This window comes from Paraburkholderia acidiphila (genome assembly GCF_009789655.1).
GTDB lineage: Bacteria > Pseudomonadota > Gammaproteobacteria > Burkholderiales > Burkholderiaceae > Paraburkholderia > Paraburkholderia acidiphila.
The window spans coordinates 742,250-759,763 of the sequence record NZ_CP046909.1 but is presented as its reverse complement, the minus strand read 5'-3'; the positions used below and the strand labels follow the sequence as shown (position 1 = coordinate 759,763).

Here is a 17,514-nt window from a genome sequence, read left to right as displayed (position 1 = left end):
CGGGGAAATGCGCGGAAAGGAATGCAAACGGCGCCGCGCCGTGACTGGCGAGGCGCCGTTGAGCGCGGCATCTGGCCGCAAGGGGCGCGAGGGGGCGCAAGCGCGCCCCCGGAGCTTAGAACGGCAGCTTCGCGTCCGGCTTCTCGGCGAGGATCACGCGCTTGAAGTCGGCCTGGATGCGCGCAAGCGCCGCATCGTTATCGGCTTCGAAGCGCATCACGACCACGGGCGTGGTGTTCGAGGAGCGCGCGAGGCCAAAGCCGTCCGGATATTCCACGCGCAGGCCGTCGATGGTGATGACTTCGTCGGCGCCCGTGAACTTCGCGTTCTTCTGCAGCTTCGCGATCAGCTCGAAGTTCTCGCCTTCCTCAAGCTTCAGTTGCAGCTCGGGCGTGGCGTGCGAGTTCGGCAGGTCGTTGAGCAGCTTGCTCGGGTCGGCCACGCGCGAAAGGATTTCGAGCAGACGCGCGCCCGTGTACAGGCCGTCGTCGAAGCCGTACCAGCGGTCCTTGAAGAACACGTGGCCGCTCATTTCACCCGCGAGCGGTGCGCCGGTTTCGCGCAGCTTCGCCTTCACGAGCGAGTGGCCCGTTTTCCACATGAGCGGCTCGCCGCCCTTGGCCTTCACCCACTTCGCGAGATTGCGCGTGCACTTCACGTCGTAGATGATCTGCTTGCCCGGATTGCGCGAGAGCACTTCCTCGGCGAACAGCATGAGCTGGCGATCGGGGTAGATGATCTGGCCATCCTTGGTGACGACGCCCAGACGGTCGCCGTCGCCGTCGAACGCGAAGCCGATCTCCGCATCCGTTTCCTTGAGCGCGCGGATCACGTCCTGCAGGTTTTCGGGGTGCGCCGGGTCCGGATGGTGGTTCGGGAAGTTGCCGTCGATTTGCGTGAACAGCTCGACCAGCTCGCAGCCCATCGCCTTGAACAGGCGCGGCGCGAGCTCCCCTGCCACGCCGTTGCCGGTGTCGACGACGATCTTCAGCGGACGCGCGAGCTTCACGTCGCTCACGATGCGCGCCACATATTCGTCGGCGATGTCGTACTTCGTGTAGCTGCCCTCGCCCGCGTCGAAACGCTCTGCAACGATGCGCTCGTAGAGGCCCTGGATCTGGTCGCCATAAATCGCCTTGCCGCGCAGGACCATCTTGAAGCCGTTGTAGTCGGGCGGATTGTGGCTGCCCGTCACGACGATGCAGGAGTCCACGTTGCGCTCGCCGCCCACCAGCTTGAGCGGCACGCTCGCGGCGAAGTAGCCCACGGGCGTGGGCACCATGCCGACGTCGACCACGTCCACGCCGGCGTCGCACAGGCCGTCGGCGAGCGCACGCGAGAGATCCGGACCCGAGAGCCGGCCATCGCACGCGATCACCACGGCGTCGCCGCCCTGAGCGCGCACTTCGCTGCCGAAGGCACGGCCGATGGCGCGTGCGGTGTCGGTGTCGAGCGTCTTGCCGACCACGCCGCGAATGTCATATGCCTTGAAAATCGATTTCGAAATCATGTTGAGGCTCACGTCCAGATGGGGATTCGGGTCTATTCGTAACACAGACAGGCAGTTGAAAGCCTCTGGCGTTACGAAAAATGGGATCCGTTACAAACTATAATTGCCGTTTTTCGGCAGTGGTATGCACCCATTTTAATGCTTCGCCGTTTCCTTTTATCGCCAAAATATTCGTCAAAAATGGCGGAGAGAGTGCGCATGCCGTGTGCCTGCCCTTTTTTTAGCCCCTCCCGACGTGGCGAGGCGCGATGCTGAGCCTCAAGCGCTTTGGCAATCCCGACGTCGCCCGCGCGTTTTCAAACATCGTGTGGCTCGGCCTCGAGCGCGTCACGCAGATCGCGGTGGCCATCGTCATCAGCGGCGTGCTCGCGCGCTATTTCGGCCCCGACGTCTTCGGCAAGTGGCAATACGCCAACACGCTTTTGCTCGTGCTCGCACCCATCACGTGGGTGTGCGGCGCCGAGATTCTCGTGCCCACCATCGTCAACCAACCGCCCGGGCAACTCGGCAGCGTGCTCGGCAGCGCGTTCGCGCTGCGCATCGGTGTGTCGGCCGCAGCGCTCATCGTCACGTGGGCCGGCATTGCACTCGGCGTGACCGATCCGCTCGTCGGCGCCATGCTCGCCGGGCTCGCGGTGACGATGCTGTTTCGCGAGCCGTTCGTGGGCGTGATCAACGCCTGGCTGCAGAGCATGACGTACAGCAAGCCGCAGTTGCTCGCGAGCATGACGACGGCCGTGATCAAGGCGCTGCTCGTGTATCTGCTCGCGCGCGCGGCATTCGCGCCCGCCACCTTCGGCTGGCTGTGGGCGCTCGAATCGGCGGCGATTGGCGCTGCGCTCGTGCTCTACTTCCGCCGCCGCCACGGCGGCAAGCTCGGCTGGCATGTGGACCGCTCGCTCTTCAAGCATTTTGCGAGCGCGGGCACGGTGTTCTGGCTCGGCCTCATCTGCATGTACCTGTTCCTGAAGCTCGACCGCCTGATGCTCGAGCGCACGATCTCGTTTGCCGACCTCGGGCGCTACTCCGCGGCGCAGCAGCTCAACGAAAACTGGATCACGCTCGCGCTCATGCTTTCGCAAACCATCGCGCCCGCCTTCGTCTACCGCGTGCAGCAGCGCGCGCAGCTGCAGCGCAACCTCGTGCGACTCTTCGCGATGACGGCCGTGCTGATGGTGGCGGGCGCGCTCGTGCTCGACGCGCTCGCGGGCTTTATCATCGGCCGCGTGTTCGGGCCGGACTACGAAGGCGCGATCGGCATCTTCCGCTGGGCCGTGTGGCTTTCGGTGCCGGCGGGGATCGAAGCCATCGGCAACCTCGTCGTGCTCAAATATCAGGCGAAGTTCGTGCTGCTCGCCAAATGGCTGCTCGCGCTCGCGGTGGCGTTCGCCGTGAATCTCATCGCGATCCCGCGACTCGGCTCGTACGGCGCGCTGTGCGGCCTCGCGGCCGGCTATCTCGCGGCTGCGTGCGTGAACCTCTACTACATCCGTTTCAAGCTCGTTTCATGATGAATTCCGCCGCGCTCCCAGCAAGCGACGCACGCTCGGGCGCACTCGCCGACGTCGCCGTGCTCATGCCCGCGTACAACGGCCAGGACGATGTCGCGCGCACGCTCGCTTCATTCAAGGAAGACGCAACGATCTACGCGCTCGTCGTCGACGACGGCAGCACGCCGCCGATCGTCGCGCCCGAGGTGTCGGGCATGTGCGTGGAAGTCTTGCGCATGGCGAAGAACGGCGGTATCGAGCGCGCCTTGCAGGCGGGTGTCGAAGCGCTTGCTGCGCGCGGCTTTCGCTACGCGGCGCGTATCGACGCGGGCGATCTCGCCGCGCCCCTGCGCCTCGCGAAGCAGCGCGCGCGCATGCAGGCCGAGCCCGCGCTCGCGGCGCTCGGCACGTGGACCCAGGTGGTCAATCGCGCGGGCGAAGCGCTTTTCATGCTGCGCCCGAGCGCCGATGCGCTCGCGCTGCGCCGCACGCGCCTCATGCGCTCGCCGCTCGTGCATCCTTCGGTGATGCTGCGTATCGATGCCGTGCTCGCCGTGGGCAATTATCGAGTGCAATATCCGGCTGCCGAAGACCTCGATTTGTTCCTGCGGCTGATGGAGCGCTACGAGTGCGCGAACCTGCCGGAGCTCGGTCTGTACTACGAACTGAATGAAGGCGGCATTAGCGCGACAAAGCGGCGGCGTCAGATCGCATCCACGCTGCGCCTGCAACTGCGCTATCTGAACGTGCTGAACTGGCGCGACTGGGCAGGCATTGCGAAGAGCCTGCTGCACTTCGTGACGCCATACCGCACGCTGCAGAAGATAAAGCGGGCGCTATTCGCGCGCGGCGCGAACTGATTCGTCTGGCCAGACGCGCCGATGCCCTTCTCTGGCGCATCAGTGGCAAAAATTCCGACTTTAAGGTGCCACAACAACAATTGCCCGGCGCCTGTCGTCCGTGCCAATGCGAACCAGCTTTCGCTATCTGTGTGCTGACGAACAATTCACCTCCTTTCCGCCAGGTAAGGTATGGCGTAGCGCCTTCCGGTGACGCGGGCGCCATCCGATTCTCCCGGTTCCAGGCCTTGAGTCAGGAGATGCCATGTCCGGCGATCTACCGAACCAGCCGCGCTACTACGCTCTCGACGCGCTGCGCTTCATCCTCGCGAGCTGGGTCGCTATTGGGCATCTCGGCCCGTTTCCGTTCTTCGCCGGGATGCAGGACTCCAGCCGGGCCATTCATCTGATCGATCGCGGAATCAACACGATCGTCTGGGGGATGCCTGCCGTCATCACGTTTTTCGTGATTTCCGGCTTCTGCGTCCACATCCCATTCCGCGACCGGCGCAAACTGCCGCTCCTGCGTTTCTACACGAGGCGCTACCTGCGTGTGACCGTGCCCATGCTGATCGCGCTCGGCGTGATCTACACGATGCTGCCGAATCAGCCCTTGTGGGGCAGGCATTCTGTGTTCTGGGACAGCACACTGTGGAGCCTGCTGATCGAAGAGATCTACTACGCGGTCTATCCTCTGGTGCTGCAGGTGCGCAGGCGAGTGGGATGGACGCCGGTCCTTTGCGTTGCGTTCGCCGCCAGCATCGTGACCGCAAGCCGTTTTCCGAAGGCGCTGAGCTGGAATGATCTCGGGCCACTGTGGACGGCAGTCGTGCTGTACCCGGTCTGGCTGCTCGGTTGCTGCCTCGCCGAGCGTGCCGCGTCACTTGGCGAGCGGCACGTTTCACGCGCCGGCATCTGGCGCTGGCGCTTCGCAGCGTGGTCGGTCATGTGGCTGGCAGAACTCGCGAATTTCCATCTGCATCTGTCGCAGGTGCATACGATGATGTTCGTTGGCATCTTCGCTGCGTGGTGGCTCAGCCACGAGATTTCCTACTCGCGGCATACCGACCCGCCACGCTTTCTGCGACGCGCCGGCGAGTGGAGTTATTCGCTGTATCTGATTCATCCGGCTGTACTCGCTTTCTACGAAAGCATCGAGCCTGACCGGTTCGCAAACCACCCGAGGCTCGGCTGGCTGGCGATCATGACAACGGTGTTCGTCGCGTCGTACGCGTTCTATCTGGTGGTCGAGCGGCCGTCGCACGCGCTCGCGAGGCGCATTCCCCTGCGCGCACGCGATGCGACTGCGTTGGCGAATCCCGACGAAGCCCAGGCCGAGCGCGTTCAGATCGGGCCCGCGTTGTGATCGGCGCATGGCCCGCGCCGGGCTCGGGCCACATCGATGCCATGCACGCGGATGCGCGACCGGCGAGGACGTCTTGACAGCTGAACCGCTCGACTACATCCAGCGCAGCAGCACGGGCAAGAGCACCGGCACAACGAAGGCGGTAAAGACACCGTTAAGGCCCATGCCGAGCCCGGAGAATGCGCCCATCTCCTCGCTCACCTGAAACGCGCGAGCGGTACCAATGCCATGCGACGCGACGCCGATCGCGAACCCACGCACCTCTGGCTCACGCACCCGAATCACGTTCAGAATCCAGCGTGCGCTCACCGCGCCAAACACGCCCGTCGATATCACGAGCACAGCAGTGAGCGACGGGATGCCGCCGATCTTGTCGGCAACGGCCATGGCGATCGGTGTGGTGACAGACTTCGGTGCAAGCGACGCAATAGTCTGATGCGAGGCGCCAAATAGCTTCGCGACGCCGACCGCGGACGCAATCGCCGTGAGCGAGCCCGCAACGAGCCCGCCGAGCAAAGGCAGCGCGCCGCGCTTGAGCTTGTCCCACTGACGATAGAGCGGTAGCGCGAGCGCGACGGTGGCGGGGCCGAGCAGGAAGTGCACGAACTGGGCGCCTTCGAAATACGTGCGATACGGCGTGTCCGTGATCTTCAGCGCCGCGACGACGAGCGCCACGGCGATGAGCACCGGGTTCGCGAGCGGATTGTGCCTCGCGCGCGCGTAGACGTTGATGGCGATGAGATAGGCGACGAGCGTAACCGTCAAGCCGAGCAGCGGCGTGGCGGCGAGATACACCCAGATTGCGTCGAGCCTGGTGATGGGCAGGTGGCTGTTCACGATGCCCCCTCCCCGGCCGTCGTCTTTCTGCGTTGGCGACGCAACAATGCGCGCGTGACGAGCGCCGTCACCGCGATGCCAAGCGTCGTGCTCACGACCAGACTCGCGATCACGGCGAGCGCCTCGCCGCGCACGGCCTGCGCGGACACCATGATGCCCACGCCCGCCGGAATGAAGAGCAGCGAAAGATGGCGCAGCAATTCGAGCGCGGTCGGCTCGATGGCCTCGGCGGCGGCGGGCCGCATCAGCGCGAAGGCGAACAGGAGCAGCATGCCGATCACGGGACCGGGCACGGGCAGCGAGAACACGTATGACACGCTCTCGCCGAGACACTGGAAGATCAGGAGGGCAGCAAGGGAACGAAGCATGGCTGAGGCTATGGCAGGGCTGAAAACATGCGCGGCGCGCGCAGTGTAGCCCAACGACGCATGGGGCGCAGCGAATTGTCATCCGCGCGGGCGGCGTCGCGCCGGGGTCGGACGGGTCTCGGCGAGCGTCGGCTAAAATGTGCGCCCCGGCCGCTGCCGCCTTCGCCTGCCAACGACGCCCCCCGCTTTCGTGAACTCCTCGCCAGCCCCAACCCGCGCCGCCAGCGCGCCCCAGTCCGCCGCGCGTCGGCATCCGCTGCATGTCGCCCTCGTCTGCAATACGGCGTGGGCGATCTATACGTATCGACGCGGGCTGTTGCGCACGCTCACAGAAGCGGGTGCGCAGGTCACCGTGATCGCGCCGCGCGACCGCACCTTCGAACCGCTTGTCGCGATGGGCTGCCGGTGCGTCGAACTGCCGGTGGCCTCGAAGGGCACCAATCCGCTCGACGACCTGCGCACGCTGCGCGCGCTCTATCGCCACTATCGCGCGCTCAAGCCGGACGTCGTGTTCCACTACACGATCAAGCCGAATATCTACGGATCGATTGCGGCCTGGCTCGCACGCACGCCCTCGGTAGCGGTCACGACGGGGCTCGGCTACGTGTTCATTCAGAAAAGCCGCGCCGCGCAGGTCGCCAAGCGTTTGTATCGCTTCGCGTTCCGCTTCCCGCGCGAAGTGTGGTTCCTCAACCGCGACGATGAAGCCGCTTTCAAGGACGGCAATCTCCTCGCGCATCCCGAACGCGCCAGGCTGCTGCACGGCGAAGGCGTCGATCTCGAAGATTTCGCGTTCACACCGTTGCCCGAGCGCGCCGGGTTTGCCTTCGTTTTGATTGGCCGGCTGCTCTGGGACAAAGGCGTGGGCGAGTACGTCGAGGCCGCGCGCACGCTGCGCGCGCGCTATCCGCACGCGCGCTTCAGGCTGCTCGGCCCGGTGGGCGTGGACAACCCGAGCGCGATTTCGCGCGAAGAAGTGGCGGCCTGGGAGCGCGAAGGCGTGATCGAATATCTCGGCGAAACGGCCGATGTGCGCCCCTTTATCGCCGATGCGGACTGCGTCGTGCTGCCTTCGTACCGCGAGGGCGTGCCGCGCACGCTGATGGAAGCGAGCGCGATGGGCCGGCCGATCGTGGCCACCGACGTCCCCGGCTGCCGCGAAGTGGTTGCCGACGGCGTAAATGGCCTGTTGTGCGAAGCGCGCGACGCCGCCTCGCTAGGCGCCAGCCTCGCGCGCATGCTGGATCTCGACGCACCGGCGCGCGCCGCCATGGCGGCGCGCGGCCGAAAAAAAATCGAGAAAGAATTCGATGAGCGCGTTGTGGTACAACGCTACCGGGAACTGATCCGGGAAATTACCGGGTCGACTTTTTGATCGAGTCTGGATTTCACGGGAACGAACACGCATGACTGCGACGAACTCAAAGGGCACCATCCTCGTCACCGGCGGCGCGGGCTACATTGGCTCGCATACCTGCGTCGAGTTGCTCAATGGCGGCTATGAGGTGGTCGCCGTCGACAATCTCGTGAACAGCAGCAGCGAATCGCTCAGGCGCGTCGAGCAGATTACGGGCAAGCCCGTGGCGTTCTACGACGCCGACGTGCGCGACGCCGCCGCCCTCTCGCGCGTTTTCCAGGCCCACCGCATCACCGGCGTGATTCATTTTGCGGCGCTCAAGGCCGTGGGCGAATCGGTGGCGAAGCCGATCGAGTACTACCGCAACAACGTCGACGGGCTGCTCGTGGTGCTCGACGTGATGCGCCAGCACGGCGTGAAGCAGTTCGTGTTCAGTTCTTCGGCAACCGTGTACGGCATGCCCGAACGCTCGCCGATCGACGAATCGTTTCCGCTCTCGGCAACGAATCCCTACGGCCAGTCGAAACTCATGGCCGAGCAGATTCTGCGCGACATCACGATTTCGGACCCGGAGTGGCACATCGCCGTCCTGCGCTATTTCAATCCGGTGGGCGCGCATGAAAGCGGCCTGATCGGCGAGGATCCGGCGGGCATTCCGAACAACCTTATGCCTTATGTCGCGCAAGTGGCGGTGGGCAAGCTCGAGAAACTGCGCGTGTTCGGCGGCGACTATCCGACCCCGGACGGCACTGGCGTGCGCGACTATATTCACGTGGTCGATCTCGCGAAGGGCCACCTCAAGGCGCTCGATGCGCTGGCCTCCCGTGGCGAAGGCTTTGTCGTGAATCTCGGCACCGGGCGCGGCTACAGCGTGCTGGAAGTCGTGAAAGCGTTCGAGCAGGCGTCGGGACGGCCCGTCCCGTTCGAGATCGTGGCGCGCCGGCCCGGCGATATCGCCGAGTGCTATGCGAATCCGGTTGCGGCGGAAAATGTCATCGGCTGGAAGGCGCAGTTCGGGATCGAGCGCATGTGCGTGGATCACTGGCGCTGGCAGGAGAAGAATCCGCGGGGGTTTGAGTAAGGGTGAATGCAGCCGCGTTGCTTTTGAACTGGCGCGGCTGCAAGGAATGACGGGGGCGCGGTCGCTTGGCGCGACGCCGGCAGTGTACGGAATGCGCCCCATCGCCTCGCTCACGTCCGTGAGCGTGACCGCATGGCCTGAGCGCGATCGATGACTTCGCGAACGAGTGCCTTTGCCCGTTCGATTACTGGCGCACGGCGCTCACAGCCTTATGCTCCGTGCAGGAGTTTTTCGTCTTCGAGTTGACGCTCGAGACCTGCAACCCGCAAAGCACAGGATCTTTCTTTGCGACCGTGCTGGCAGACATCGCGGCGGTTGCGGGTCGCCCGGATATCAAATCCCGATCCCGCCCTGGAAATCCAGCATCCCTGTCGGCATCCCTGTCGCCCCGAGACCTCTGGTTTTCCGGGTACGTGAAATTTTTATGGGAGAATTGCGGCTTCTTCAGCAGCAATGGGGTTTGTAGATGCGGCGCATCGCAGTAACTGGTGCCAATGGATTTATCGGGCGCTCGGTGGTCAAAGCGTGCCTTCAAAGCGGCTACGAGGTCATAACGCTGGCACGCCGCCCCGTGGACGCAGGCCATTGGATTCAGTGGACCCTTGGTGATCCGCTGCCGGACGCATGCAAACCCGTTGACGCCGTCATCCATCTCGCCAGTTCGACGTTGGTCGCGTGCGCGGATGTCGACGCCAGTGTTCAACTCGATATCTCAGGAACGGCGAAGCTCGCGCAAAGCACGCGCGCAAAGGGATACGATGGATCGCCTGCCCGTTTCATCTTCCTGTCCAGCCAGTCGGCCACGCCATACGCGAAGAATCGGTACGGACAAAGCAAGTACTCGATCGAGCAATCGCTCACCAACGACAACGAGATCATCGTTAAACCGGGCCTCGTCTTCGACGATACGGGCGGGAGTGTGTTCGGCCTCTTCGAAAAACTATCGAGACTTCCGGTTTTGCCCGTGATATCCAGCGCGGCAAATATTCAACCGATCAACGTGGACGAACTCGCCGAGTGTCTTCTGCGCATCGTCCAGGCGCAAACGCCAGAGAAAACCTACTGCCTCGGATACCCGAAACCGCTGACCTTCGCGGAGGCCATTTCCGCGACCGCGCGCCGAAGCGGGCGGAGACCTCCCCTCCCGTTAAGGGTTCCGCTAATGCCCGTGAAAGCCGTGGCCTGGACGGTCGACAAGCTCTTGCATCTATCACCGTCGATCGGCGAACGTATCGACGGCCTTGTCGCCCTGCGCCCCATGGAAACTGCATCGTCGCTACAGAAACTCGGCGTTTCGGTCGAAGGTATTACCCCCGCAGCCAACGGCCCGTGACCATCGACCGGGAATCATTCTTTGCAAGGAGGCCGGACACGTCATGTCGGCAAATGTATTCGACTACGTGCTGATCGGCAGCGGGCCCGCAGCTGTTTCAGGATTGCAGATCATTAATCGGGATCGAGCGGTAGCGGTAATTTCCGGCGTGAACCGGATCGCTGTCCCCCGGGAGAGCGTGCATCCCAAGGTACAGGCCGTTTCGGTGGAAAGCCGCGAAGAGCCTGGAGTGTGCGTGGCATACACGCGATCGGAAAGCCCTGGAAAGCCGCTGTTTTCCTCGGCAATTGCAGGCGGATTGGCAAACTACTGGGGGCAACAGTTCGTTCGCTACGAAGAGCACGACGAATGGCCACGCTACGTCTTCGAGAATTTCGAGGCTTACGAGAAGGAATGTGCATCGATCGAACGTGCATTTGTTCGCTCGGGCGGTGACGAAATCAGGCGATTCGAAGAAGCCGGCGACCAGTATTCGATTCGCGCGCCGCAACTCCTGACGGGCTGTACTTCGCACCCCCGTTCGGGATTGATGGCCATGCGCCATTCACTGCGCGACGAAATCAACCGCACCGGCGCGCGACTGTTCGACGACCGCGCGCGATCGGTGACCAGAAAACAGGGTGTCTGGGAAATCTTGCTTGAATCCGGCCAGTCAATAACCGGAAAGAAAGTTATTCTCGCCGCGGGCGTCATTGGAACCAGCGAACTGATTGCAAATTCGTTTCCGGACGTTGCCGAAATCGAATTTTCCGATCACTCGCCCTGGATGCTTTATACGATCGGATTGGGGAAGCTCTATAGACAGCGACCGGCGACATTGCGGAATCATTTCAACGCCCTGACGCTGGAAAAAACCTCAAATGCCGCGACCCAGATGTTCGCGTCTCTGTACGACATGCGGCAAGCAGACCTGAACTTGCTGCTCGCCTCCACCCTTGGGCGCACGGTGAGCTTGCTTCGGGGTATGCGGGCGCCGATCGGATCGCAACTTTTGAAGCCGGTTCAGATCTGGACACCCACGTCGTTCGACACCATCGTCGTCGATCTCAAGAAGCGAGAGTCACGCTCGGTGTCCAGTACTCCGCGAGAGGCGGGCAAGGATGATGTGCTCGCACAGACCGTATCCGTGTTGACTACACTTGGCGCGAAGTGCCTGAAGGCTTCTCCAACTTCTCCCGGCTACGGATTTCATTACCACAACCTCCAGATCAAGGCAGGTGGAGGCAAGCGTGACAATGTCGCCGAGTTTCTCGAGAATCGATGTGGCGACAGCATCAAATGCATCGATGCCTCGGTTCTTCGGCATATCGGGCTGCGTCCCCACACTCTCACTTCGATGGCCGCTGCCCGCGCGCTGACGCGAACCATAGTGAACTGAGTGCATCGGCTCGATGGAGTGGATGGCAAGATGCCGGCTTGCGCGGGCAGCCATCCGCCTTCCCGATGACCCTGCCCTCGACCGTCAGGCGGCGCCGCTGCCTGACAACATCCATTGCAAGGTGTCGTAGAGCGTCGGCGCGTCGAGCTGGCCGATGACGCTCAACAGCTTGCGGTTATCGCCGCACTGCGATTTCACCTCGTGCTCACGCACAAAGTCAGGATTGGTCCGCGCTTCGATATCGTGACCCGTGATCGTGGACATCGTCTGCAGGACGTGCGTGAGCGTGACGGCGTGTCCCGAACAAACGTTGAACACTTCACCGACTGGCGCCTTTTCAAGCAGCCGGCAATACACGTCGGCCACCCAGCGCACATCTGAGAAGTCGCGAGCCACATCGCGATTACCCAGCTCGATGACCGGCGCACGCCGACGGAAGTGATCCGCCATTTTCGCAACAAGAAAGCTCAGCGATTGGCCAACCCCAATACAGTTGAACGGGCGCACGGTGATGATCGGCAAGCGGTCCGTCCAGAGCTGCGCCATGTACTCGAGCGCGACCTTGCTCACAGCGTAATCGTTCGCGGGATGATACGGCGCCGTTTCCGGAATCGGCAGGCCAAGCGGGCCCGCGCCATAAATGTTCGCACTGCTTGCAAGCAGCACCGCCGAAGGTTTCTTCTCACCCGCGGCGAGCGCCTCGAGAAGATTGCGCGAGCCCACGACGTTGGTCGCGTATATCTCGCCCGGATTGGCGTGCCCGACGAACGAGATGGCAGCCAGATGCACAACCCAGTCGGGCTGCACACGCGCCACCACCTCCGCAAGCCCCGCGCGGTCCTGAAGATCGCACGCGTACACGTTCGCGGCGGGCTCGTCACAACGGCGCACGAGACTCGAAACCTGATGGCCGCGCGCGCGCAATGCCTGAGCAACATAACGACCCGTGAAGCCCTCGGCTCCTGTAATCAGCACTGAGCCCATCAGAACGACGTCCCTTTCTTGTTACGCGCGAGATCCGCTGCCACCATCATCTGGCACAGCGTTTCGAGTGAAGTCTTTGGCGCCCAGCCAAGCTCGTCGTGCGCCTTTTTCGCATCGCCGATCAGGAGATCGACTTCGGCCGGCCGGTAGAACGCCGGATTCACGCGCACGATGGTCTTGCCGCTCTTGCAATCGCGTCCGATTTCATCCTCCGCGCTGCCTTGCCATTCGATATCGATGCCGAGGCACTTTGCCGCTGCGTTGACGAAATCGCGCACGGTAACCGTGCGGTTGGTTGCGAGCACATAGGTATCGGGCTGATCAGCCTGCAGCATGCGCCACATGCCTTCCACGTATTCCTTCGCATAGCCCCAGTCGCGCTGTGCGTCGAGATTTCCGAGTTCGAGAACATCGAGCTGGCCGAGGCTGATTTTCGCGAGCGAATCGGTGATCTTGCGCGTCACGAACTCGCGGCCGCGCAGCGGCGACTCGTGATTGAACAGAATGCCGCTCGACGCGAACATGTCGTAGCTTTCGCGATAGTTCACCGTGATCCAGTGCGCGTAGAGCTTGGCGACGCCGTACGGGCTGCGCGGGTAGAACGACGTCGATTCCGTCTGAGGAATAGCCTGTACCTTGCCGAACATCTCCGACGTGCTGGCTTGATAGAAACGCGCCTTCGGATTGACGATACGAAGCGCCTCGAGCAGATTCAGGGCGCCGACCCCGGTCACCTGAGCGGTGAGCGCCGGCTGCTCGAACGACACGCCGACGAAGCTTTGCGCGGCGAGGTTGTAGACCTCGTCGGGCTGAGCCCGTTCGATCAGACGAATACAACTGCCCGCGTCCAGCAGATCGTGCTCGACGAGGCGCAGATTTTGGTGATGCGCGACGCCCAGCTCTTCGAGGCGCCAAAAGTTGACAGAACTCGTCCGGCGGTAGGTCCCGTGGACGATGTAGCCCTTTTCGAGAAGCTGCTCCGTCAGGTACGCGCCGTCCTGACCAGTAATGCCCGTAATGATTGCTGATTTCACGAAACTCGATTCCTCATTGGCATGAATGCCGCCAGAGCATTCTGCGCGAGCTTTAGTCGCCGCCGGCCGTTATAACACATTCCCCAAAAGGGACGCCCCACGTTCTTGAACCCAATTGCCGGGCGATTCCCGCATGTCCGTGCCCTTCGAGCGGCCTCGTGCTGTGGGCGCTGGATGAGGTTCACGATCGAAAGCTTGCGTCCGGACCATCGCCACTGGAATGAGAAGAATTCACAAAAGGCTATCGTAAGGTCATGCAATACGAGCGGCGGAATCAAGGGCACTGCCCCTCATCACAGAAAGTTACAAGCCTGCAAATTTGTTGCAGTTTATTACTGCAATATTACAACGGGTGCTTAAGAAGTTAGAATGAACTGCTATATGAATCGAAGGCATTTGGAATAGCGAAAGGTGGAAACGAGATCATCGACAGGCGTTGTGATATGGCTCACGGGCATGTCCGGCGCGGGCAAATCGACCATTGCGCGTGCCTTGGTCGATCGACTGCACACATTCGCGCTTCGCGCCACGGTGCTCGACGGGGATGTGCTTCGCACAGGCCTCAACTCGGATCTTGGTTTTAGCGAAGGCGAACGCACCGAGAATCTTCGGCGCGTCGCCCATGTGGCCGCACTCTTTTGCAACGAAGGATTTATCGCCGTCACGGCGACCATTTCACCCGAGCCCGAACATCGAGAATATGCGCGGCGCATTGTCGGCGAGGCTTCGTTTATCGAAGTCTTTATCGACACGCCGTTGGAGATCTGCGAGAGGCGCGATCCCAAAGGGCTCTATCAACGCGCCCGCCGCGGCGAAATCAAACAGTTCACGGGGCTTGGCTCGCCGTACCACCCGCCGGTCAACCCCGACGTGGTGCTACGCACTCAGGAGTCCGACGTGGACGACTGTGTCGCGCAACTCATCGCTCATCTGCTCCGCAACGGCCAGCTCACGGCGCAGCGAAGCGGCAACACACACTCCTTTCCTGCACCGGGGATTGCCTCGCCCTTCACTAGCGGCGCAAAACAGCGCTGACTGGCGTGATTTCGACGCCTAACGCCGAAATCACAAGCCGGCTTGCGCCGGCGGTCCTATTCGATGCGTTCGAGGTAGTGCAATAGCGGCGCGACTGAATCGCTCATCGACAACGAGTTGAACCCTGCCGCCGAGCCCACGCGGGTCTCCATGGCCGCAACGACCGCGCTGCGAATCTGCCCGATATCGTTAGCGTCCACCTGCTTGCAAACATCGGCCAGAAACTCGACCGTCCAGGCGGATTGCGAGAGCACGAGTTCGCACCCCATCGTCGCCGCCTCCAGTGCTGACGTGCCCGGGAAATCCCGCGACAGCTCGATGAACAGGTGGCTGTGTGCCAGCGCAGACAAATGGAGCTCGGAGCCGAAGGGCATCACGGGGATGAACGTCACATTGGGTCCAGCGGCGCGGCGGCACTCGGCGGCATACGCCTCGTCGCGAATCGCGCCAGAAATCACGAGATCCAGGTCGAGCCCCTTGAAGGCCTCCACTGCCGCCAGCTGATTTTTCTGCGGTTCGATAATGCCAGGCCAGATCGCATAGCGGTCTAGCCCATAGGATTCCTGAAAGACTCTCGAGATTTTGCCCTTCCGGCGGAATTTCTGCGAGATCAACGGCGCAATACGAATCACCTCTTTGCCTTCGAGACTCAAATAGCGCGAGAAGTGTGCTTGCTCGGCGTGCGACTTGAATACGACGGCATCAAAGCGCGCGAGCAGCCGTGACAGACGCTCGATCTGCTGCTCACCCGGTTCTTCGACGAACCAGAGATTAGGCCAGAGGATCAGATGACGCCCGGCGCCGGCCAGTTCATCGACGATCAGCTCGGATCCGCCTTGCATGGAGAAGTGGATCACCGAATCGTAAGCGCCAAGCGACCGGGAGGTCGGGCCGTAGATGTCCGACATCACGCCCGACGCATTCAGGAATTCATTGAGCAACAGGATTTCCTGCTCGCCGCCACCGCGATGCAGAAAGGCGCTCGGCCAGGTCGTCAGCAAGATACGTTTCATGATGGGTCGGCCAGACTCGTCAATGGGATGTGCCGGTAAGTCGTCGCATGCCCCGGCGCAATGGTCGCATTCAGCAGGTCGCAGTTGCCAATGGGAAAATCCGGGTAGTCGCTCAAATCCAGCCCTAGAAGCCGCAGGAGGATCGAGCGCAGCGTGCCCTCATGACCCACTACCAGGACTGTCTCGTCCTGCTCCCATACCCGCGATTCGCGGTCGAACCAGCCCGTGATGCGCGAGACCATCTCGCGAAAGCACTCCCCTTGCGGATAACTCAAATCGGGCGTGAGCCAGGGTCGTTGATAACGGGCGTCCATTGCCCACAGCTTATCAAGCGTCCAATGGCTATACGCCCCGGTATTCAGCTCGACAATCTCCTGCTCGACGCGAACGGTGCAGCGCGGGTTCACGAGCGGCGCAATCGTGCTTCGAGCTCTCGTAAGCGACGACGTGTAGATACGCGTAAACGCAATGCGCTCCAAATAGCGGCAAACCTTGCTGGCCTGAGCAACGCCCGTTTGCGACAGCGGGAAATCCTCGGCGCCACAGACGAGACGCTGCTCGTTGGCGGTGCTTGCCCCATGCCGTAGTAGATACAGTTCCACTCTAGAATCCGTACGTGTTGACAATACCGACGTCTACGTCAATCGACCGATCGGTCATGTCATCTGCAAACTCAAAGTTTTGATTGATCAGCTCGATGCGTTCGTGCATCTGCTTGCCGATTGCATCGACGGAAAAATCGCGATCGACGCGGCTGCGCGCATGCTCCGCTTTCGTCAACCACTGCCCGTAGTTCACCACCATGTCGGCGAACGCGCGCGTGGCGTCCCCCATACTGGGTTCGGCCCACAGGTCGTCGCTGCGATAGCGCGGCCGGTTGTGACCAACCGGGCACAGATCGTAGGCCACGAGGCGCGTATCGGAGGCGTCGCAGAACTCCATGTTTCCAGAGTAGCCGGTCACCATGACAGGAATACCACGGCTCATTGCATCGGAGATCGTCAATCCGAAGCCTTCCGCCCGATGCAGCGAGACGTAGACATCGACGTCGTCGTACAAAGCCGCCATTTCGGAGTCCTCGAGATGGCGGTCCATCAATTCGATATTCGAATGGCATTCGACGATCTCGCCCAGCTTCTTCGAAAGCAGCGGATCGTATTTGAGGTTCTTGACCTTGACCGTCAGACGCACCGAATGGTCTTGAGCGAATTGTTCAAGGAAGGCTCGAATAGTGAATAACGGATTCTTTCTCTCTGCATCGCTGTACACATCGAAGATCGTCAGAAAATTGAACGTGTCGAAGTGCTTGCCGGCGCGCCTCGCCTGAATTCTCGGCGTAATGCCGCGAGTTTCGATCGGATAAGGGATCTTGACGACCGGAATATTGGCGGAGCGGGCGATTGCCGCCTGGCACAGTGCCGATGGCGTCCAGATCTCGTCGAAGAATTCGAGTTGCCGCGCCCATTGCGCGGGAATGGTCTGCATTTCGTGGACCCAGTAGCCGATGTTGTAAAAACCATTCAGCGAGCCTTCGCCGAGCCGGGAAAAATAGAGCGGAACCCGGCGCGCGTTGAAATGAAAGAGATTGACCTTGTGTTTCAGCGATGCGAGCAGACGGTCGTCGATGGTGGCGTACTCGACGACTTGCGACGGCGACGGCCGGGACAGCAGATAGACGTCGAAAGGCAGCGCGGACGCGTTCAGACAGTCGATATTGAGCGAGGCGACACGCCCAATGCTGTCCTTCGCTTCATACGGCCCAAAGAAGTTGACGCCCTTTTTCATAAATCCGTTCTGGAATCCAATTCGTCGTGCCGGATGACTGCTAGCCCGTTCGCAATCGCCCAGCGGTTTGTGCTTCGCGCCATGACACGCTCGCCCAGCCCGTT

At 61.9% G+C, this 17,514-nt stretch carries 16 protein-coding genes; 8 read left to right on the top strand and 8 right to left on the bottom strand.

All coding sequences use genetic code 11. The features are described 5' to 3' along the window. Positions 1-115 precede the first annotated feature (115 nt). Complete coding sequence (locus FAZ97_RS03390) at positions 116-1,510, bottom strand: phosphomannomutase/phosphoglucomutase (RefSeq protein ID WP_158757192.1); 1,395 nt, start codon at positions 1,508-1,510, stop codon at positions 116-118. A gap of 248 nt (positions 1,511-1,758) precedes the next feature. On the opposite strand from FAZ97_RS03390, the gene FAZ97_RS03385 reads away from it, so the two are divergent. From FAZ97_RS03385 to FAZ97_RS03375, 3 genes are all read left to right on the top strand, one after another. Further along, the gene (locus tag FAZ97_RS03385; RefSeq protein WP_158757191.1) at positions 1,759-3,021 is read left to right on the top strand and encodes an oligosaccharide flippase family protein; all 1,263 of its coding nucleotides are present in this window, start codon (positions 1,759-1,761) and stop codon (positions 3,019-3,021) included. Beyond that, on the top strand, positions 3,021-3,860 hold the full coding sequence (locus tag FAZ97_RS03380) for a glycosyltransferase (RefSeq protein WP_158759038.1): 840 nt from the start codon (positions 3,021-3,023) through the stop codon (positions 3,858-3,860). The genes FAZ97_RS03385 and FAZ97_RS03380 overlap by 1 nt, the downstream gene beginning before the upstream one ends. A 244-nt stretch (positions 3,861-4,104) precedes the next feature. Continuing rightward, positions 4,105-5,205 carry an acyltransferase family protein gene (locus tag FAZ97_RS03375; RefSeq protein ID WP_158757190.1) on the top strand — a complete coding sequence of 367 codons (1,101 nt, stop codon included), beginning with the start codon at positions 4,105-4,107 and terminating at the stop codon, positions 5,203-5,205. A 93-nt stretch (positions 5,206-5,298) separates the two neighbouring features. Here FAZ97_RS03375 and FAZ97_RS03370 read toward each other — a convergent pair whose 3' ends face one another. Next, positions 5,299-6,042, bottom strand: coding sequence for an LrgB family protein (locus tag FAZ97_RS03370; RefSeq protein ID WP_233271624.1), 744 nt, complete (start codon positions 6,040-6,042; stop codon positions 5,299-5,301). After that, positions 6,039-6,410, bottom strand: coding sequence for a CidA/LrgA family protein (locus tag FAZ97_RS03365; protein ID WP_158757189.1), 372 nt, complete (start codon positions 6,408-6,410; stop codon positions 6,039-6,041). Before FAZ97_RS03365 ends, FAZ97_RS03370 begins: the two co-directional genes overlap by 4 nt. 256 nt (positions 6,411-6,666) lie before the next feature. Here FAZ97_RS03365 and FAZ97_RS03360 point away from each other — a divergent pair, with 256 nt between their 5' ends. From FAZ97_RS03360 to FAZ97_RS03345, 4 genes are all read left to right on the top strand, one after another. Beyond that, entirely contained in the window at positions 6,667-7,785 is a 1,119-nt protein-coding gene (locus tag FAZ97_RS03360) for a glycosyltransferase family 4 protein (protein WP_158759036.1), read from the top strand. Positions 7,786-7,816: 31 nt separating this feature from the next. Then, positions 7,817-8,848 (top strand): UDP-glucose 4-epimerase GalE, encoded by a 1,032-nt coding sequence (gene galE / locus FAZ97_RS03355; protein ID WP_158757188.1) that lies wholly within the window; start codon positions 7,817-7,819, stop codon positions 8,846-8,848. A gap of 466 nt (positions 8,849-9,314) precedes the next feature. Further along, positions 9,315-10,181, top strand: a complete 867-nt coding sequence (locus FAZ97_RS03350) for an NAD-dependent epimerase/dehydratase family protein (protein ID WP_158757187.1) — start codon at positions 9,315-9,317, stop codon at positions 10,179-10,181. Between the two features lie 43 nt (positions 10,182-10,224). After that, positions 10,225-11,559, top strand: coding sequence for a hypothetical protein (locus FAZ97_RS03345; RefSeq protein ID WP_158757186.1), 1,335 nt, complete (start codon positions 10,225-10,227; stop codon positions 11,557-11,559). An 84-nt stretch (positions 11,560-11,643) separates the two neighbouring features. Here FAZ97_RS03345 and FAZ97_RS03340 read toward each other — a convergent pair whose 3' ends face one another. After that, entirely contained in the window at positions 11,644-12,543 is a 900-nt protein-coding gene (locus tag FAZ97_RS03340) for an NAD-dependent epimerase/dehydratase family protein (protein ID WP_158757185.1), read from the bottom strand. Further along, positions 12,543-13,577, bottom strand: a complete 1,035-nt coding sequence (gmd, locus tag FAZ97_RS03335) for a GDP-mannose 4,6-dehydratase (RefSeq protein ID WP_158757184.1) — start codon at positions 13,575-13,577, stop codon at positions 12,543-12,545. The genes FAZ97_RS03340 and gmd overlap by 1 nt, the downstream gene beginning before the upstream one ends. A 456-nt stretch (positions 13,578-14,033) precedes the next feature. On the opposite strand from gmd, the gene cysC reads away from it, so the two are divergent. Further along, a complete protein-coding gene (gene cysC, locus FAZ97_RS03330; protein ID WP_158757183.1) occupies positions 14,034-14,612 on the top strand; it encodes an adenylyl-sulfate kinase in 579 nt (192 codons plus the stop codon). Positions 14,613-14,668: 56 nt separating this feature from the next. On the opposite strand, the gene FAZ97_RS03325 is transcribed toward cysC, so the two are convergent. From FAZ97_RS03325 to FAZ97_RS03315, 3 genes are read right to left on the bottom strand one after another with little or no spacing between them, the layout of a single operon-like run. Then, a complete protein-coding gene (locus tag FAZ97_RS03325) occupies positions 14,669-15,625 on the bottom strand; it encodes a glycosyltransferase family protein (RefSeq protein WP_158757182.1) in 957 nt (318 codons plus the stop codon). Then, positions 15,622-16,227, bottom strand: coding sequence for a histidine phosphatase family protein (locus tag FAZ97_RS03320; RefSeq protein ID WP_158757181.1), 606 nt, complete (start codon positions 16,225-16,227; stop codon positions 15,622-15,624). The genes FAZ97_RS03325 and FAZ97_RS03320 overlap by 4 nt, the downstream gene beginning before the upstream one ends. A 1-nt stretch (position 16,228) precedes the next feature. Then, positions 16,229-17,410, bottom strand: a complete 1,182-nt coding sequence (locus tag FAZ97_RS03315) for a glycosyltransferase (protein WP_158757180.1) — start codon at positions 17,408-17,410, stop codon at positions 16,229-16,231. Positions 17,411-17,514 lie beyond the last annotated feature (104 nt).